A 17,760-nucleotide genomic window follows, 5' to 3' on the forward strand; every position below is an offset into this window, starting at 1 on the left:
ACGCTGTGCTCTCTCTCGCCCACTTCCTCGTGCTCGGTGCGATCCTGTTTGCGATCAGCATCGTCGGCATCTTCCTGAACCGCAAGAACGTGATCGTGCTGCTGATGGCGATCGAACTGATGCTGCTTGCGGTGAACATCAACTTCGTCGCCTTCTCGCATTACCTGGGCGACCTGGCTGGTCAGGTTTTCGTTTTCTTCATCCTTACGGTGGCCGCCGCCGAGTCGGCAATCGGTCTGGCAATCCTGGTCGTGCTGTTCCGCAACCTGGATACGATCAACGTGGACGACATGGACACCCTGAAGTACTGATCCGTGCCGCACTACGCAGATAACCCAGACTCACCGACCGCACACCAATAAGCGTCCTATGGCAACCACGCTCAACCCCAACCTGCTGCTCGCGATTGCGCTGGCGCCGCTAGTCGGCTCCGCGATCGCCGGCCTGTTCGGTACCAAGTTCTTCGACCTGTTTTCCTCGGAGTCGCGCGGCGGCCGGATCGTGGCGCATTCCGCGACGATCCTGGGCGTTGGCATTTCCTTCGTGCTGTCGGTGATGGTGCTGATCGACGTGATGAACGGCGCCAGCTTCAACGCCACCGTGTACGAGTGGATGGCCATCGGCAGCCTGAAGATGGAAGTCGGTTTTCTGGTCGATTCGCTGACGGCAATGATGATGGTGGTCGTCACCTTCGTCTCGCTGATGGTGCACATCTACACCGTCGGCTATATGGAGGGCGATCCCGGCTACAACCGGTTCTTCGGCTACATCTCGCTCTTCACCTTCTCCATGCTGATGCTGGTGATGAGCAACAACTTCCTGCAGCTGTTCTTCGGCTGGGAAGCGGTGGGCCTGGTGTCGTACCTGCTGATCGGCTTCTGGTACACCCGCCCGACGGCGATCTTCGCGAACCTGAAGGCATTCCTGGTCAACCGCGTCGGTGACTTCGGCTTTATCCTGGGCATCGGCCTGCTGCTGGCCTACAGCGGCAGCATGAACTACACCGAAGTATTCGCCGCGCGCGACCAGCTGGCTACCGTGGTTTTCCCGGGCACCGACTGGATGATGATCACCGTGGCCTGCATCTGCCTGTTCATCGGCGCGATGGGCAAGTCGGCGCAGTTCCCGCTGCACGTCTGGCTGCCTGACTCGATGGAAGGCCCGACGCCGATTTCCGCACTGATCCACGCGGCAACGATGGTGACGGCCGGCATCTTCATGGTCGCCCGCATGTCACCGCTGTTCGAGCTGTCGGATACGGCGCTGTCCTTCGTGCTGGTGATCGGTGCCATCACGGCGCTGTTCATGGGCTTCCTGGGCATCATCCAGAACGACATCAAGCGCGTGGTCGCGTACTCGACGCTGTCGCAGCTGGGCTACATGACCGTGGCGCTGGGCGCTTCGGCCTACTCGGTGGCCGTGTTCCACCTGATGACCCACGCCTTCTTCAAGGCGCTGCTGTTCCTGGGCGCGGGCTCGGTCATCATCGGCATGCACCACGACCAGGACATCCGCAACATGGGCGGCCTGCGCAAGTACATGCCGATCACCTGGATTACCTCGCTGGTGGGTTCGCTGGCGCTGATCGGCACGCCGTTCTTCGCGGGCTTCTATTCCAAGGACTCGATCATCGAGGCCGTGGCCGAGTCGCATATCGCCGGTTCGGGCTTTGCCTACTACGCCGTGCTGGCCGGCGTGTTTGTGACGGCGTTCTACTCGTTCCGGATGTACTTCCTGGTTTTCCACGGCAAGGAGCGCTGGGGCCAGAACCATGCGCACCAGCACCATGAGGGCGACCACGAGGACGAGGAAGTCTCGCACAACCACCACCATGGCCTGTCCGCCGGCGAGAAGCCGCACGAGTCGCCGTGGGTGGTGACGCTGCCGCTGGTGCTGCTGGCGATCCCGTCGGTGATCATCGGCGCCATCGCGATCGAGCCGATGCTGTTCGGCAACTTCTTCAAGATGGGCATCGCCTTCAAGGACGTGATCTTCGTCGGCGAGAACCACCACGCCATGGCCGAGCTGAAGGAAGCGTTCCACGGCTGGGTGCCGATGGCGCTGCACTCGCTGACCACGCCCGTGCTGTGGCTGGCCATCGCCGGTGTCGTGCTGTCGTGGTTCTTCTACATGAAGCGCCCGGATATCCCCGAGGCCATCGCGAATCGCTTCTCGGGCCTGTACAAGCTGCTGGACAACAAGTACTACATGGACGCCATCAACCAGGCCGTGTTCGCCCGCGGCGCGCGCCTGCTCGGTACCGGCCTGTGGAAGGGCGGCGACCAGAGCCTGATCGACGGCCTGTTCGTCAACGGCGCGGCGCGTGTGGTGGCTTCGTTTGCTTCGGCCAGCCGCTACCTGCAGTCGGGCTATATCTACCACTACGCATTTGCGATGATCGTCGGCATGCTGGTGCTGCTGACGCTGACGGTCACCGGTGTGATCGGCACCAAGTGATAGGCACCAAGTAAGGAAAACATAGAAATGGTTCTGTCTTTCTCAATCTGGCTGCCTGTCTTTTTCGGCCTGCTGATCCTGGCCTTCGGCTCGGACCGCAGCCCGGGCTTCGTGCGGTGGATGTCGCTGTTCGGCTCGATCGCCAGCTTTGTCGTCACGCTGCCGCTGGTATTCCACTTCGACCGTACCACCGCGGCGATGCAGTTCGTCGAGAAGGCGAGCTGGATCGAGCGCTTCAACATCCAGTACCTGCTGGGCGTCGACGGCATCTCGATGTGGTTCGTGGTGCTGACCGCGTTCATCACGGTGATCGTGGTGATCTCGGCCTGGGAAGTGATCACCGAGCGCGTGGCCGAGTACATGGCCTCGTTCCTGATCCTGTCTGGCCTGATGGTCGGCGTGTTCTGCGCGCTCGACGGCATGCTGTTCTACGTGTTCTTCGAAGCCACGCTGATCCCGATGTACATCATCATCGGCGTCTGGGGCGGCGCGAACCGCGTCTACGCGGCCTTCAAGTTCTTCCTGTATACGCTGCTGGGCTCGCTGCTGACGCTGGTTGCGCTGCTGTACCTGTACAACAAGACCGGCACCTTCCAGATCCTGGAATGGCACCAGGCCAAGTTGTCGATGAACGAGCAGATTGCGCTGTTCATCGCCTTCTTCGCCGCCTTCTCGGTCAAGGTGCCGATGTGGCCGGTGCACACCTGGCTGCCCGATGCCCACGTGGAAGCGCCGACCGGCGGTTCGGTGGTGCTGGCCGCCATCATGCTGAAGCTGGGCGCCTACGGTTTCCTGCGGTTCTCGCTGCCGATCGCGCCTGACGCGAGCCACTACCTGGCCCCGTTCATCATCACGATCTCGCTGATCGCCGTGATCTACATCGGCCTGGTCGCGCTGGTGCAGGCCGACATGAAGAAGCTGGTGGCGTACTCGTCGATCGCCCACATGGGCTTCGTCACGCTGGGCTTCTTCATCTTCAGCGACATCGGCGTCGAGGGCGGCATTGTGCAGATGATCTCGCACGGCTTTATCTCGGGCGCGATGTTCCTGTGCATCGGCGTGCTGTACGACCGCGTGCACTCGCGCCAGATCGCCGACTACGGTGGCGTGGTGAACACCATGCCGAAGTTCGCGGCACTGGTGGTGTTCTTCGCGATGGCCAACTGCGGCCTGCCTGCCACCTCGGGATTCGTCGGCGAATTCATGGTGATCCTGGGCGCGGTCAAGTTCGACTTCTGGATCGGCCTGCTGGCTGCCACCGCCCTGATCTTCGGCGCCGCCTACTCGCTGTGGATGGTCAAGCGCGTGATCTTCGGCGACGTCGTGCACCAGCACGTGCGGGAGCTGGTCGACCTGAACAAGCGTGAGTTCGTCATGCTCGGCCTGCTGGCCATCATGACGCTGTACATGGGCCTGCACCCGAAGCCCTTTACCGACGTGATGCACCCGTCCGTGGTCAACCTGCTGCAGCACGCGGCGCAGTCCAAGCTGTAATCGGGGAGAGATATCAACATGCAACCGTCCTCGACACTCGCCCCCGTGGCGCCGATTATTTTCCTGGCGATCGCCATTGGCGCGGTCAACTGGATCGACCTTGCGCGTGGCAAGGGCAAGCAAAGCGTGGCCTATCCGCTGTCGCTGCTGGCCACGCTGGTGCTGACCGTCTGGTTCGGCCTCAACGCCGCCGCCGGCGAAACGCACTACGCGTTTGCCAACCTGGTCGTGATCGACCCGATGGCAAACGTGCTGTCCGCGTTCTGCTCCGCGGGCCTGTTTGTGACGCTGGTCTACACGCGCCGCTACCTTGCGGAACGCGACATGTTTGCCGGCGAGTTCTACCAGCTCGCGCTGTTCACGCTGGGCGGCCAGATCGTGATGATCACCGGCAACAACTTCCTGACCCTGTACCTCGGCCTGGAACTGCTGTCGCTGGCTTCGTACGCGCTGGTGGCGCTGCGCCGCGAGTCGCGCGTGACCTCTGAATCGGCCATGAAGTACTTCGTGCTGGGCGCGCTGGCTTCGGGCTTCCTGCTGTACGGCATCTCGATGATGTATGGCGCCACCGGTTCGCTGAACCTGGGCGAAGTGTTCCGCGTGGTCGAGTCGGGCCGCGTCAATACCACCATGCTGGCCTTTGGTGTGGTGTTTATCGTCGCCGGCCTGTCGTTCAAGCTGGGTGCCGCGCCGTTCCACATGTGGATTCCGGATATCTACCAGGGCTCGCCGACTGCCGTGACGCTGCTGATTGCAGGCGGCCCCAAGGTTGCCGCCTTCGCGCTGTTCATCCGCGTCCTGGTGGAGGGCCTGCTGCCGCTGGCCAACGACTGGCAGATGATGCTGGTCGTGCTGTCGATCGTGTCTCTTGCGATCGGCAACCTGACCGCCATCGTCCAGTCCAACCTGAAGCGGATGCTGGCGTATTCGACCATTTCGCACATGGGCTTCGTGCTGCTGGGCCTGCTGTCCGGCGTGGTGGCCAACAAGACTGATGGCGCCGCCGATGCATACAGCGCGTCGATGTTCTACTCGGTGACCTACCTGCTGACCACGCTGGGCACCTTCGGCATCATCCTGCTGCGCACCAAAAAGGGTTTCGAGGCGGAGACGCTGGAAGACCTGAAGGGCATGTCGCGCCGCAACCCGTGGTTCGCCTTCCTGATGCTGGTGATGATGTTCTCGCTGGCCGGCATCCCGCCGACCGTGGGCTTCTACGCCAAGCTGGCGGTGCTGGATGCGGTGGTCAAGGCCGGCATGAGCTGGCTGGCCGTGGTCGCGGTGATGTTCTCGCTGATCGGCGCGTTCTACTACCTGCGCATCGTCAAGCTGATGTACTTCGATGAGCCGGCTGGCGAAGAGCAGCTGGAAGCGACTGCCGGCCTGCGCTCGATGCTGACGCTGAACGGTGCGGCCGTGATCGTGCTGGGCTTTTTCCCGGCAGCGCTGATGAACCTGTGCTACCAGGCCATCCGCTCGACCCTGGGCTCCTGATCCACCAACATCCATGAGCGCATCCGCAAGCGGCTGGTTTGTCATCCTGCTGGCACTCGTCAGTGCGAACCTGCCGTTTGTGAACCAGCGCCTGTTCACGGCGATCCCGCTCCGGTGGGCGCGCAAGCCGCTGTGGCTGCGCTTGCTGGAGCTGATCGTCTGGTACGCGGTGGCCGGTGCCGCCGGTTTCGCGGTCGAGGCCAGCCTCGGCAATGCCTTCCCGCAGGGCTGGCAGTTCTACGCCATCACCGCCTGCATGATGCTGGTGTTCGCCTTCCCGGGCTTCACCTGGCAATACCTCGTCAAACACCGCACGGCCTGATGCCGGTCTTGTCGGCGCCGGGCCTGCCTGATCCGGAGCGTCCATGACCGACAAGATTCAACGCGGCACGCAGTTTCTCGCCGATCCCGCCGACCACACCGCGAACGACGACGCACTGAAGGAAGTCTGCGTCGCCTCGGCCACGGTCCATCGGGGCAAATTCCTCACGCTGAAGCAAGACATCGTCCGCCTGCCCGATGGCAAGCAGACCGGGCGCGAGTACATCGTGCACCCGGGCGCGGTGATGATGATCCCGTTGTTCGACGACGGGACCGTGCTGATGGAGCGGCAGTTCCGCTATCCGGTCGGTGAAGTCATGCTGGAATTCCCGGCCGGCAAGCTCGATCCGCAGGAAGGCGCGCAACGCTGCGGCGAACGCGAGTTGCAGGAAGAGACCGGCTATACGGCCCGGCGCTGGGACTACCTGACGCGCATCCACCCGGTCATCTCTTATTCGACCGAATTCATCGACATCTTCCTGGCGCGCGACCTGACTCACGGCGAGGCGCAGCTGGACGACGGTGAATTCCTGGAGACGTTCATCACGCCCGTGGGGCAGGTGATCGACTGGGTGCGCAGCGGCCGCATCAGCGATGTGAAGACCATCATCGGCGCGTTCTGGCTGGAGAAAGTCATTTCCGGCGCGTGGCAGCCGGGCGAACAGGCGCTGCCGCGCTGAGTCCCGCCGGCAGCGGGGCGCGACCTGCGCTAAGCTGGTTGTGGGGCGACAAACGCATGTGCCGAAAACTGCATGTTCGTTCTACGAACGGTCGTTCTAAAAAATTTAGCACGACCGTTCACAAAATTTCGATTCGCGGATAATATAGCTTTTGACGGGCTGGAAAGATCATGAAGGTGCTCGACCTGCGCTGCGCGCATGACCATCGTTTCGAGGGCTGGTTTGCCTCGGAGGAAGAAGCGCAGTCGCAAATCGCGCGCGACCTCGTTCAATGCCCGGTCTGTGGCGACCACGCCGTAACGCGGCTGCCCAGCGCGCCGCGCCTGAACCTGTCAGGCGCGACCGCGCCGAGGGCCGCCGCCAGGCCGGCGCAGCAAGCGGCAACCGCCGCGGCACCAGCGACACTGCAAGCGCTGTACATGAAGGCAGTGAAGCAGGTGCTGGCGCAGACCGAGGACGTTGGCGACCGCTTTGCCGAGGAGGCAAGGCGCATGCACTACGACGAAGCGCCGGAGCGCGGCATCCGCGGCTCGGCTTCGCCGGAGGAAGTGCAGGCGCTGGCCGAGGAGGGCATCGAGACTTTCCCGCTTGTCGTGCCGGATGCGCTGAAGCAGACGGCTCACTGAATTGCGTCCTGTGCCCGTTGCTGTCGGCGCATGACGCGCAAGGCAGAACAAACCGCCGGCAGCCTGAGACGACGCCGGCACCATCATGGAGACGGGCATGGATCTCAACTACTCGGCGTCCGACAACGCCTTCCGCGAGGAAGTGCGTAGCTGGCTCGAAGCCAACTTGCCGGCGGACATCCGCAGCAAGGTTCTCAACCACCGCCGCCCGAACCGCGACGATCTGGTGCGCTGGCACAAGATCCTCGCCGGCAAGGGCTGGTCGGCGCCGCACTGGCCCGTCCAGTTCGGCGGCACTGGCTGGAACGCCACCCAGCGCCATATCTGGGACGAAGAGAACGCCCGCGTCGGCGCGCCCGGCGTGCTGCCGTTCGGCGTGGCCATGGTGGCGCCCGTGATCATGAAGTACGGCAACGAGCAGCAGAAGTCGTACTACCTGCCGCGCATCCTGGACTGCACCGACTGGTGGTGCCAGGGCTACTCCGAGCCGGGCTCGGGTTCGGACCTGGCTTCGGTCAAGACCCGCGCAGAGCTGACCTCGGACGGCAAGCACTACATCGTCAACGGCCAGAAGACCTGGACCACGCTCGGCCAGCACGCCGACATGATCTTCTGCCTGGTCCGCACCGACCCGGAAGCCAAGAAGCAGGAGGGCATCTCGTTCCTGCTGATCGACATGAAGACCCCGGGCATCACCGTGCGCCCGATCATCATGCTCGACGAAGAGCATGAGGTGAACGAGGTCTTCTTCGACAACGTCAAGGTGCCGGTCGAGAACCGCGTCGGCGACGAGAACAAGGGCTGGACCTATGCCAAGTACCTGCTCGGCCATGAGCGCACCGGCATCGCGCGCGTGGGCAATTCCAAGCGCGAACTGGGCTTCCTGAAACGTGTGGCGCGCCAGCAGCAGAAGAATGGCAAGCCGCTGCTGGAAGATCCGGTGTTCGGCGCCAAGGTGGCCGCGCTGGAAATCGAACTGATGGCGCTGGAAATCACCGTGCTGCGCGTGGTGTCGAGCGAAGCCGCCGGCAAGGGTCCCGGCCCGGAAGCGTCGATGCTCAAGATCAAGGGCACCGAGATCCAGCAGATGCTGACCGAGCTGATGGTCGAGGCCGTCGGCCCGTACGCCCAGCCGTTCGACACCGCCTACCTGGAGTGCGAGACCGAGCATGCGGTGACCGGCTACGACGACGCCGCGCCGCTGTCCGCGTACTACTTCAACTATCGCAAGACCTCCATCTACGGCGGGTCCAACGAAATTCAGAAGAACATCATCAGCCAGATGATTCTGGGGCTGTGAGGAGACACGTAACATGAACTTCAATCTCAGCGACGAACAGAAGCAACTGGCCGACGCCGTCCGCCGTTTTGTCGAGAAGGACTACGGCTTCGAGGATCGCAAGAAGAACTACGAAAGCGCCGCCGGCTACGGCGAATCCGCATGGGGCTCGCTGGTCGAGCTCGGCCTGACGGCGCTGCCGGTGCCGGAAGCGCAGGGCGGTTTCTCGGGCAAGGCGCTCGACATGATGGTGGTGCAGCAGGAGCTGGGCCGCGGCCTGGTTGTGGAGCCGTACCTGGCGACCGTGGTGGGTGCCTATGCACTGGGCCTGGCCGGCGGGCAGGACGCGCTGCTGGAGCAGGTCGCCGGCGGCGAACTGAAGCTCGCAGTGGCCTTCAACGAGCCGCAGGCGCGCTATGAACTGAATAACGTGCGCGTCACCGCCCGCGACGGCAAGCTCAACGGCCGCAAGACCGTGGTGCTTCATGGCGCGCAGGCCGACAAGCTGATCGTGTCGGCGCGCAGCAGCGGCGGCGATGCCGACCAGGATGGCATCTCGCTGTTTTTGGTCGATGCCAGGGGCGCCGGTGTCAGCATCAAGGACTATCGCACCATCGACAACCTGCGCGCGGCCGACATCACCTTCCAGGACGCGCCGGCGCAGCTGCTGGGCGAGGCCGGCAAGGGCTTCGCGGTCGTCGAGCAGGTTGCCGACTATGCCGCGGTGCTGCTGTGCGCCGAGGCCGTGGGCGTGATGGACACGCTCAACGCCGCCACGCTGGAATACGCCAAGACGCGCCAGCAGTTCGGCCAGCCGATCGCACGCTTCCAGGCGCTGCAGCACCGCATGGTCGAGATGTTCATCCATGCCGAGCAATCGCGCTCGATCACCCTGCTGGCCGCTGCCCGTTTTGAAGAGGCAACGCCCGAAGAGCGCCGTCGCTACGTCTCCGCCGCCAAGGCGCGCGTGGGGCAGGCAGCGCGCACGGTCGGCCAGGAGGCGGTGCAGATCCACGGCGGCATGGGCGTGACCAACGAACTGCCGGCGGCGCATATGTTCAAGCGCCTGACGCTGATCAACACTACCTTTGGCGACGTGGATCACCACCTGGGCCGGTTTGCCGCCCAGCCGGGATTCCAGGAAGCAGCCTGATCCTGACGCCTGCCATGCCAGTCAAAACCGCGCCGTAGTCCCAGGCGCGGTTTTTTTCTTTGCGCGCTGTTAGGGACGGGTTCGGCAAATACGGACGCTGTGCCCTGGCATGCATGCGATCATCGTCGGGACAAGGCCATCGCCATCCCGGCTATCCATCAGGGGGAGACAAGCAATGCTGTATTTCGAGGATTTTGAGGTCGGCAGCCGCCGCGAACTGGGCTCCTACGTCGTCACCGAGGAAGAACTCCTGGCCTTCGCCCGCCAGTATGACCCGCAGCCGTTCCATATCGACAAGGAGGCCGCCGCAAAGAGCATCTACGGCGGGCTGATCTCGAGCGGCTGGATGACGTGCTCGATCATGATGCGCCTGCTGGTGCTGAGCACCACCGGCAAGTCGGCCAGCATGGGCTCGCCCGGCGTCGACGAGATCCGCTGGATCAAGCCGGTCTTTGCCGGAGACACGCTGACCGTTGTGCTCAACGTGCTGGACACGCGGCCCTCGCAATCGAAGCCAGACCGCGGCATCGTGCATACCCAGTGGGAAGCCACCAACCAGCGCGGCGAACTGGTCTGCACAGTCAAGGGCATGGGCATGTACGGCCGCCGCCCCGCATAACGACACATCCACCCACTCATCGAGGAGACAACCGAAATGCGTACCATCGCAACGCTGGAAGAACTGGAAGGCCTGCAAGGGCAGGAAGTCGCGGTCAGCGACTGGATGGAGGTGACCCAGCAGCAGGTCAACCAGTTCGCCGAGGCCACCGGCGACCACCAGTGGATCCACGTCGACGTGGAGCGCGCCAGGAAGGAATCGCCTTATGGTGGCCCGATCGCCCACGGCTTCCTGACGCTGTCGCTGCTGCCGAAGTTCATGCACAACGCGCTGCACATGCCGTCGAAGATCGGCGTCAACTACGGCCTGAACCGCGTGCGTTTCACGGCGCCCGTGCCGGTGGGCAGCAAATTGCGGGCACGAATCAAGCTGCTCAAGGTCGAACGGCTCGATCCGCTGCCGAATTCGCCGGAACTGGCGGGCGCCCAGTCCACCTGGGAGGTGACGATCGAGCGCGAGGGCAGCGAGCGTCCGGTATGCGTCGCGGAGTCGATTTCTCGCCGCTACGGATGACCGGAAAACGGCCGTGTGGCGTTGCGCTGCGACAAAGATTCTGACGCACTGCGACAATATGACACACAGAGATGTCGCACCCCAGAGCCGCGCCGATGCGCGGCTTTGTGCATATTTATAGTGGAAATTGTGATCTTGACGGCAATCAAGTGCTGCGATGCGACGACAGCACATGATTGTCCGTTTAACTGAACTGTGTGTTCTGTGGCGTTGGGTTTACCCTCAATGTTGCGTTGCGGTACATTCGCGCCCACGATGTTTTACGTGTTGCGCTCCCCGGCCGAAAACCGCGCTTGCCACCAGGTCGCTGAAGGCAAGTCCGTCGGGAAGTGCAAAAACCTCGTATTCCAACGCTACCCGGCCGCTGTACTGAGCCGGGACCGTTCGCGGTTTCGGCCATCAGGTGCCGCAGCGCCGGCAAGGTCCCACAGGGCCTGCAGCGCGCGCAGTCAGTTGTCCTTCCGTGTTCATGGCGTTGCAAGGCCGCATGGTCCTCCGGCGTTAGATCCGCCGCCCGACCGCAACGCCAGCTAAGGACACGTCCTTCCGGTTTTCCCATAGCCCCACGCCTCTTGCGCGAGCATCAGGCGGTTTAGCCGCGCTTTTGCCCAAAGCGCGGTGTAACCAAACCAGTCGTGACATGAAGAAACCCATACTGCCGCGTTGGACGCGGTTCCTGCCCTGCCTCGGCCTGCTCCTGCTGGCCGGCTGCAACATGACGCTGCTCGACCCGAAAGGGCAGGTCGGCGTCGACATCAAGAACATCATCCTGATCGCCACCTGGCTCATGCTGCTGGTGGTGGTGCCGGTGATCGTGCTCACGCTGGTGTTCGCCTGGAAGTACCGCGCGTCCAATACCAAGGCGCGCTATGAGCCGGACTGGTCGCACTCGACCGCGATCGAAGTGGTGGTGTGGCTGATCCCGTGCCTGATCATCATCGCGCTGGGCATCATCACCTGGAAGTCTTCGCACGACTTGGACCCGTACAAGCCGCTGGAATCGAACAAGAAGCCGGTCACCGTCGAGGTGGTCGCGCTGAACTGGAAGTGGCTGTTCATCTATCCGGAACTGAAGATCGCGACCGTCAATCAGATCGCGTTCCCGGTCGACACCCCGGTGAACTTCAAGATCACCTCGGATTCGATCATGAATTCGTTCTTCATCCCGCAACTGGGCAGCCAGGTGTACGCCATGGCAGGGATGGAGACCAAGCTGCACCTGATCGCCAACCATGCCGGCTCGTATGACGGCGTGTCCGCCAACTACAGCGGCGGCGGCTTCTCGGGCATGAAGTTCAAGGCGGTCGCCATGTCGAACTACGAGTTCGACGACTGGGTCGCCAAGGTTCGCGCCTCTTCGACCGAGCTGGGCGTTGAAGGCTACAAGACGCTGGCACAGCCCAGCGAGAAGGAGCCGGTCACGTACTACGGCAAGGTGGAAGACCAGCTCTTCCACAACATCCTGCACAAGTACATGGACCACAGCGGCACGGCAGTCGCCGCGGACGGGTTCAAGGGCGGCCCGATCTGCACGTCGCGCAACACCCTCGGCGAAGAGCAGCTGTCGATGACCACGCCGGCCAAGCCGGCGGGCGCGTAATCCTGGGAGCAATGATGTTTGGCAAGTTGAGTTTGTCGGCGATTCCGTTTCATGAGCCGATCATCATGGTCGTGCTGGCCGGCGTCGCCCTGGGCGGTGCCGCGCTGCTGGGCGCGATCACCTATTTCAAGAAGTGGGGCTACCTCTGGAACGAGTGGTTCACTTCCGTCGATCACAAGAAGATCGGCGTGATGTACTGCCTGGTCGCGCTGGTCATGCTGCTGCGCGGCTTCTCCGACGCGATCATGATGCGTGCCCAGCTGGCGCTGGCCACCAATGGCGCGACCGGCGTGCTGCCGCCTGAGCACTACGACCAGATCTTCACCGCCCATGGCGTGATCATGATCTTCTTCGTGGCCATGCCGCTGATGACCGGCCTGATGAACCTGGTCGTGCCGCTGCAGATCGGCGCGCGCGACGTGGCCTTCCCGTTCCTGAACACGCTGTCGTTCTGGCTGTTCGTGGCGGGCGCCATGCTGGTCAACATCTCGCTGGGCGTCGGCGAGTTCGCCAAAACCGGCTGGCTGGCCTATCCGCCGCTGTCGGGCCTGGACTACAGCCCTGGCGTAGGGGTGGACTATTACCTCTGGAGCTTGCAGATCTCGGGCCTGGGCACGCTGCTGACCGGCGTGAACTTCCTGGTGACGATCCTGCGCATGCGCGCCCCGGGCATGACCCTGATGCGCATGCCGGTGTTCACCTGGACCGCGCTGTGCACCAACGTGCTGATCGTGGCCGCCTTCCCGGTGCTGACCGTGACCCTGGCGCTGCTGGGCCTGGACCGCTACGTCGGTACGCACTTCTTCACGAACGACGGTGGCGGCAACGCCATGATGTACGTGAACCTGATCTGGATCTGGGGCCACCCCGAGGTGTACATCCTGATCCTGCCGGCGTTCGGCATCTTCTCTGAAGTCATCGCCACGTTCTCGGGCAAGAAGCTGTTCGGCTACAAGGGCATGGTGTACGCGACCGCCGCGATCATGGTGCTGTCGTTCATCGTGTGGCTGCACCACTTCTTCACGATGGGCTCGGGCGCCAACGTCAACGCGTTCTTCGGCATCACGACCATGATCATCTCCATCCCGACCGGGGTGAAGATCTTCAACTGGCTGTTCACCATGTACCGTGGCCGGGTCCAGATGACCTCGCCGGTGCTGTGGACGCTGGGCTTCATGATCACCTTCGTGATCGGCGGCATGACCGGCGTGCTGATGGCCGTGCCGGCTGCCGACTTCGTGCTGCACAACAGCCTGTTCCTGATCGCCCACTTCCACAACGTGATCATCGGCGGCGTGCTGTTCGGCTACCTGGCCGGCATCACCTACTGGTGGCCGAAGGCGTTCGGCTTCACGCTGAACGAGCGCCTGGGCAAGTGCGCCTTCTGGTGCTGGCTGGTCGGCTTCTACTTCGCCTTCATGCCGCTGTACGTGCTGGGCCTGATGGGCATGACCCGCCGCCTGAACCACACCGACAACCCGGCCTGGACGCCGTGGCTGTACCTGGCCGTGGTGGGCGTGGTGTTCGTGGCGCTGGGCATCTTCTTCCAGGTGCTGCAGATCGTCGTGTCGATCCGCGACCGCAAGAAGCTGGCCGACGTGACCGGCGACCCGTGGGGCGGCCGTACCCTGGAGTGGGCCACCTCGTCGCCGCCGCCGTTCTACAACTTCGCGCACACCCCGGTGGTGCGTGACCTGGACGCGTTCGCCGACATGAAGGCCCGTGGCGAGACCCTGCCGACCGAAGGCTACGAGAAGATCCACATGCCCAAGAACACGGGCGCGGGCTTCATCATCGGCGCCTTCAGCCTGGTGTTCGGCTTTGCCCTGACCTGGCATATCTGGTGGATGGCCATCGTTGGCCTGGTGGGCATGGTGTGGGCGTTCATCCACCGCAGCAACGACGACCATATCGACTACTACGTGCCGGCCACCGAGGTCGAGCAGATCGAAACGCGCCATCTGCAGCGCATTGCTTCGCAGGCCTAAGAACCATGTCGACTCAAGTCCTAGACCGCATCCCCGCGCAGGGCGCCTCGGCCCACGCTGACGCGCATGGCCATGACCATGCGCACCACGATACCAGTGCCAATACGGTGTATGGCTTCTGGATCTACCTGATGAGCGACTGCATCATCTTCGCCGGGTTGTTTGCCACCTTTGCCGTGCTGCGCGGCGAGCTGGCGGGCGGGCCGTCGGCGAAGGAGCTGTTCGAGCTCAACTACGTGCTGGTGGAGACCTTCATCCTGCTGTTCTCCTCGATCACGTACGGCATGGCGATGATCTCGCTGCAGAACCGCAGCCTGAAGCACGTGCAGACCTGGCTCGGCGTGACCTTCCTGCTGGGCGCGGCGTTCATGGCGATGGAAATCAACGAGTTCCACCACCTGATCGCCGAAGGCGCCGGCCCCGGCCGCAGCGCGTTCCTGTCGTCGTTCTTCACGCTGGTCGGCACCCACGGCCTGCACGTCGCCAGCGGCATGCTGTGGATGATCGTGCTGATGTGGCAGCTGGGCAAGAAGGGCATCACCCCGACGCTGAGCAAGCGCCTGATGTGCCTGTCGCTGTTCTGGCACTTCCTGGACGTGGTCTGGATCGGCGTGTTTACCGTGGTCTACCTGATGGGACATCTGTGATGGCACAACACAACGCACCGGCGGCGCACGGCGCCCATGACTCGCATGCCGCGCACGACTCGCACGGCAGCACGCACGCCAGCTTCAAGGGATACGCGATCGGCTTCATCCTCGCGGTGATCCTGACCGTGATCCCGTTCAAGCTGGTGATGGACGGCAGCATGGACAAGGGCACGATCCTGTGGATCATCCTCGGCATGGCCGCGGTCCAGATCCTGGTCCACCTGAAGTACTTCCTGCACCTGGACACGTCGTCCGAGCAGCGCAGCAATGTGATCGCACTGCTGTTCACGGCGCTGATCCTGGTGATCGTGGTGGCGGGTTCGCTGTGGATCATGTACAACCTGAACGCCAACATGATGCCGATGTAAGGACTGTGCTGTTCTGGCAGCCTGGCATCGAAAAACGGGGCCCCGCGAGGGGCCCCTTTTTTTTTACTGCGGCCAAAGCGTCAAGGCTTGAACGTATCGCCCAGCACCACGCCTTCGCGGCGCGGGTCGGCGCCGCCCACCAGTACCGCCGATCCGCCGATGGTGGTGCGGATGATCGCGCTCAGGCCGCTCGACTGCGCGGCGGTGTTGACCGTGTGACCAAGGTTGCGCAGGCCCTTGACCAGCGGGTCGTTATCGCCCGCCAGTCCGCCGGACGGCACGCTGAGGTCGACATTGGGGTGCTCGCCGCCAACGATCATGGCCGAGCCCGCGCCGTTGGAGCCGCCGAAGTCGATCATCGACACCGCCTGCTGCGCATCCATGTTCCAGTCCAGCGCCGCCACCAGTGTCTTCGCCACGTACTGGATGATGGTCGCGCCGCCGGGCGAACCGGTGGTCATGTAGAAGTCCCCGCGCGACCCGTCGGCATTGCGCTTGAACACCAGCGTCGGCGACATCGAGCTGCGCGGCCGCTTGCCCGGCTGCACGCGGTTGGCGACCAGCACGCCGCCCACGGAAGGCGCGGCGTTAAAGTCGGTCAGCTCGTTGTTGAGCAGGAAGCCGTTGGTCATGTGGTACGACCCCAGCCCCGACTCGATGGTAGTGGTCATCGCCACCACGTTGCCGTACTTGTCGTGCAGCGACAGGTGGGTGGTGCCGCGCTCCTGCACGAACGACGGCGACAGCGGTACATCGCCGAGGTTGCCCGCCGCCACCGGCGTGGTCAGCACGCCGGTGGTGCTGATCAGCGCGGCGCGCTGGCTCAGGTAGGGCTTGTTCAGCATGGTGTCCCAGCTGCCGCCCGGCAGGCCGATGAAGTCGGTGTCGGCCACGTACTTGTTGCGGTCTGCATAGGCCAGGTGGCCCGCTTCGCCGAGCAGGTGCGCGCCCAGCACGCTGGGCCGGCCGCCGTTCTGGTCGACCAGCGTGGGGCCGTGGCTGGCCATGTCGAAATTCTCGACGATGCCCAGGATCTGCGCCACCGCGATGCCGCCGGAGGAGGGCGGCGGCATGCCGCAGATCTCGTACTGGCGGTAGGTGGTGCAGACCGCCGTGCGCTTCTTGGCCTGGTAGTTGGCCAGGTCGTCCAGCGTGGTCACGCCGGGCGTGGTGTTGCCGTCGTAGGTGGTCTGGATCTTGGCGACGATGGCCTGGGCGATCGGGCCGTTCTTGTAGAAGGCGTCGGCCCCGCCGGCGGCCACGGCAGTGAACACGCCCGCAAGTGCCGGATTTCTGAGGATGGTATTGACCGCGCGCGGCGTGCCGTCAGGATTCAGGAAGTAGGCGGCCATTTCCGGGTCGCGCTGGATATTGGCCACCGTGGTGGTGCCGGAAATCGCCGCCGCCATCCGGGGCGGGACTGCGAAGCCATCGGTGGCGAGCTTGATGGCCGGCGTGAACAGGTCCTTCCAGGCCAGTTTGCCATGCTCGCCGTGTGCCAGTTCCAGCACGCGCAGCGTGCCGGGCGTGCCGATCGACCGGCCGCTGCGCACCGCGTTGGGCGCCGGCGCGGTCTGGTCGGTAGCGGATTTCCACTGGATGTAGTTTTCGTCGGCACCAGCCGGGGCGGTCTCGCGGCCGTCGTAGGCGGTCACCGCTCTGGTCGTGGCGTCGTAATACATGATGAAGGCGCCCCCGCCGATGCCGGAGGACTGCGGCTCGACCAGGTTCAGCACCATTTGTGCGGCGACCGCGGCATCGACCGCGGTACCGCCGTCCTTGAGCACATCGCACGCGACCTTGGTCGAGAGCGGGTTGTTGGTCACCGCCATATAGGTCTTGCTGTAGACCGTCGACTTGGGCGCGTAGCCGGTGGCCTGCTCGGGCGCGTTCGGGTCGCCGGGCAGCACCACCGCCTGGCCGCCGGTGCTGCCGTCTAGCTCGCATCCGGAGGGCGTGGCCGGCGGCGGCGTGGTGACGACCGGTGGCGGGTCGTCGCCGCCACCGCAGGCGCCCAGCGCCAAGGCGAATACGGCCAGCGCCAGGATGCTCTTGCGGCGCGATGAGGATGGGATGGCGCGGAGCGACGATGGCGGGACGGCGAGTGACGCCGTCTGATCTTCGGATAACGGCATGGCTTCTCTCTCAGTGGTGTGGACCCGCCTTCTTGTGTCGGCCGGCGCCTGGCGCGATCGGCCACCGCGTCTTTGCGGGTCGGACGGCGGCTATTTCTTACCGTAGGTTGGCCGCGCCCTTGTCTTAATGGATGGTTGTACCGATTTACAGTCATCCAATTCCGGTTTAAACGTCTGCTTACTTCTGCGCGGCGTGTCGCCATTGGCAAGCCGCGTACGCTTCAGCGTCGCTCCCCTTGCGCAGTGCGCCGCCGACCGGCTGCGCACGACATGGCCGATTCTGGCGCATGGCAGTGACCCGCTCGCGGGCGCCATGCACCGTCACTGTTCCCATTTCTCCCGTTGCACTGTCTCAGTGCCGACCTGCGCTGCACGCTCGTGGT

General features: G+C 63.8%; 16 protein-coding genes. 15 read left to right on the top strand and 1 reads right to left on the bottom strand.

All coding sequences use genetic code 11. The features are described from left to right. Positions 1-5 precede the first annotated feature (5 nt). From nuoK to cyoD, 15 genes are all read left to right on the top strand, one after another. A complete protein-coding gene (gene nuoK, locus VSR71_RS11855) occupies positions 6-311 on the top strand; it encodes an NADH-quinone oxidoreductase subunit NuoK (protein WP_029044763.1) in 306 nt (101 codons plus the stop codon). A 58-nt stretch (positions 312-369) separates the two neighbouring features. Beyond that, entirely contained in the window at positions 370-2,457 is a 2,088-nt protein-coding gene (nuoL, locus tag VSR71_RS11860; protein WP_342914035.1) for an NADH-quinone oxidoreductase subunit L, read from the top strand. Between the two features lie 27 nt (positions 2,458-2,484). Continuing rightward, positions 2,485-3,951 (top strand): NADH-quinone oxidoreductase subunit M, encoded by a 1,467-nt coding sequence (locus tag VSR71_RS11865; RefSeq protein ID WP_342914036.1) that lies wholly within the window; start codon positions 2,485-2,487, stop codon positions 3,949-3,951. 18 nt (positions 3,952-3,969) lie between these two features. Beyond that, positions 3,970-5,445, top strand: a complete 1,476-nt coding sequence (gene nuoN / locus VSR71_RS11870) for an NADH-quinone oxidoreductase subunit NuoN (protein WP_342914037.1) — start codon at positions 3,970-3,972, stop codon at positions 5,443-5,445. A 13-nt stretch (positions 5,446-5,458) separates the two neighbouring features. Further along, positions 5,459-5,767, top strand: coding sequence for a DUF2818 family protein (locus VSR71_RS11875; protein ID WP_342914038.1), 309 nt, complete (start codon positions 5,459-5,461; stop codon positions 5,765-5,767). A 43-nt stretch (positions 5,768-5,810) separates the two neighbouring features. Next, entirely contained in the window at positions 5,811-6,446 is a 636-nt protein-coding gene (locus VSR71_RS11880) for an NUDIX hydrolase (RefSeq protein ID WP_342914039.1), read from the top strand. A 170-nt stretch (positions 6,447-6,616) separates the two neighbouring features. Then, a complete protein-coding gene (locus VSR71_RS11885) occupies positions 6,617-7,072 on the top strand; it encodes a DUF1178 family protein (protein ID WP_342914040.1) in 456 nt (151 codons plus the stop codon). 97 nt (positions 7,073-7,169) lie between these two features. Continuing rightward, positions 7,170-8,372 (top strand): acyl-CoA dehydrogenase family protein, encoded by a 1,203-nt coding sequence (locus VSR71_RS11890; RefSeq protein ID WP_342914041.1) that lies wholly within the window; start codon positions 7,170-7,172, stop codon positions 8,370-8,372. A gap of 13 nt (positions 8,373-8,385) precedes the next feature. Continuing rightward, positions 8,386-9,504 (top strand): acyl-CoA dehydrogenase, encoded by a 1,119-nt coding sequence (locus VSR71_RS11895; RefSeq protein ID WP_342914042.1) that lies wholly within the window; start codon positions 8,386-8,388, stop codon positions 9,502-9,504. A gap of 175 nt (positions 9,505-9,679) precedes the next feature. Further along, entirely contained in the window at positions 9,680-10,123 is a 444-nt protein-coding gene (locus tag VSR71_RS11900; RefSeq protein WP_342914043.1) for a MaoC family dehydratase, read from the top strand. A gap of 36 nt (positions 10,124-10,159) precedes the next feature. Beyond that, entirely contained in the window at positions 10,160-10,636 is a 477-nt protein-coding gene (locus VSR71_RS11905; protein WP_342914044.1) for a MaoC family dehydratase, read from the top strand. A gap of 640 nt (positions 10,637-11,276) precedes the next feature. Further along, entirely contained in the window at positions 11,277-12,236 is a 960-nt protein-coding gene (gene cyoA, locus VSR71_RS11910) for a ubiquinol oxidase subunit II (protein WP_342914045.1), read from the top strand. Between the two features lie 14 nt (positions 12,237-12,250). Continuing rightward, on the top strand, positions 12,251-14,224 hold the full coding sequence (gene cyoB, locus VSR71_RS11915; RefSeq protein WP_342914046.1) for a cytochrome o ubiquinol oxidase subunit I: 1,974 nt from the start codon (positions 12,251-12,253) through the stop codon (positions 14,222-14,224). 5 nt (positions 14,225-14,229) lie between these two features. Continuing rightward, on the top strand, positions 14,230-14,871 hold the full coding sequence (cyoC, locus tag VSR71_RS11920) for a cytochrome o ubiquinol oxidase subunit III (RefSeq protein WP_151071395.1): 642 nt from the start codon (positions 14,230-14,232) through the stop codon (positions 14,869-14,871). Further along, positions 14,871-15,242 (top strand): cytochrome o ubiquinol oxidase subunit IV, encoded by a 372-nt coding sequence (gene cyoD, locus VSR71_RS11925; protein WP_342914047.1) that lies wholly within the window; start codon positions 14,871-14,873, stop codon positions 15,240-15,242. Before cyoC ends, cyoD begins: the two co-directional genes overlap by 1 nt. Positions 15,243-15,322: 80 nt before the next feature. Here cyoD and VSR71_RS11930 read toward each other — a convergent pair whose 3' ends face one another. Next, the gene (locus tag VSR71_RS11930) at positions 15,323-17,377 is read right to left on the bottom strand and encodes a gamma-glutamyltransferase family protein (RefSeq protein ID WP_342914048.1); all 2,055 of its coding nucleotides are present in this window, start codon (positions 17,375-17,377) and stop codon (positions 15,323-15,325) included. Positions 17,378-17,760: the final 383 nt, after the last annotated feature.

Origin of the sequence: Cupriavidus oxalaticus, assembly GCF_038900635.1 — a bacterium.
Lineage (GTDB): Bacteria > Pseudomonadota > Gammaproteobacteria > Burkholderiales > Burkholderiaceae > Cupriavidus > Cupriavidus oxalaticus_B.

Bases quoted from the DNA above. Each gene is read 5' to 3' on its own strand.
- nuoL (WP_342914035.1), top strand. From the start codon at position 370: ATGGCAACCACGCTCAACCCCAACCTGCTGCTCGCGATTGCGCTGGCG.
- VSR71_RS11865 (WP_342914036.1), top strand. From the start codon at position 2,485: ATGGTTCTGTCTTTCTCAATCTGGCTGCCTGTCTTTTTCGGCCTGCTG.
- nuoN (WP_342914037.1), top strand. From the start codon at position 3,970: ATGCAACCGTCCTCGACACTCGCCCCCGTGGCGCCGATTATTTTCCTG.
- VSR71_RS11875 (WP_342914038.1), top strand. From the start codon at position 5,459: ATGAGCGCATCCGCAAGCGGCTGGTTTGTCATCCTGCTGGCACTCGTC.
- VSR71_RS11880 (WP_342914039.1), top strand. From the start codon at position 5,811: ATGACCGACAAGATTCAACGCGGCACGCAGTTTCTCGCCGATCCCGCC.
- VSR71_RS11885 (WP_342914040.1), top strand. From the start codon at position 6,617: ATGAAGGTGCTCGACCTGCGCTGCGCGCATGACCATCGTTTCGAGGGC.
- VSR71_RS11890 (WP_342914041.1), top strand. From the start codon at position 7,170: ATGGATCTCAACTACTCGGCGTCCGACAACGCCTTCCGCGAGGAAGTG.
- VSR71_RS11895 (WP_342914042.1), top strand. From the start codon at position 8,386: ATGAACTTCAATCTCAGCGACGAACAGAAGCAACTGGCCGACGCCGTC.
- VSR71_RS11900 (WP_342914043.1), top strand. From the start codon at position 9,680: ATGCTGTATTTCGAGGATTTTGAGGTCGGCAGCCGCCGCGAACTGGGC.
- VSR71_RS11905 (WP_342914044.1), top strand. From the start codon at position 10,160: ATGCGTACCATCGCAACGCTGGAAGAACTGGAAGGCCTGCAAGGGCAG.
- cyoA (WP_342914045.1), top strand. From the start codon at position 11,277: ATGAAGAAACCCATACTGCCGCGTTGGACGCGGTTCCTGCCCTGCCTC.
- cyoB (WP_342914046.1), top strand. From the start codon at position 12,251: ATGTTTGGCAAGTTGAGTTTGTCGGCGATTCCGTTTCATGAGCCGATC.
- cyoC (WP_151071395.1), top strand. From the start codon at position 14,230: ATGTCGACTCAAGTCCTAGACCGCATCCCCGCGCAGGGCGCCTCGGCC.
- cyoD (WP_342914047.1), top strand. From the start codon at position 14,871: ATGGCACAACACAACGCACCGGCGGCGCACGGCGCCCATGACTCGCAT.
- VSR71_RS11930 (WP_342914048.1), bottom strand. From the start codon at position 17,377: ATGCCGTTATCCGAAGATCAGACGGCGTCACTCGCCGTCCCGCCATCG.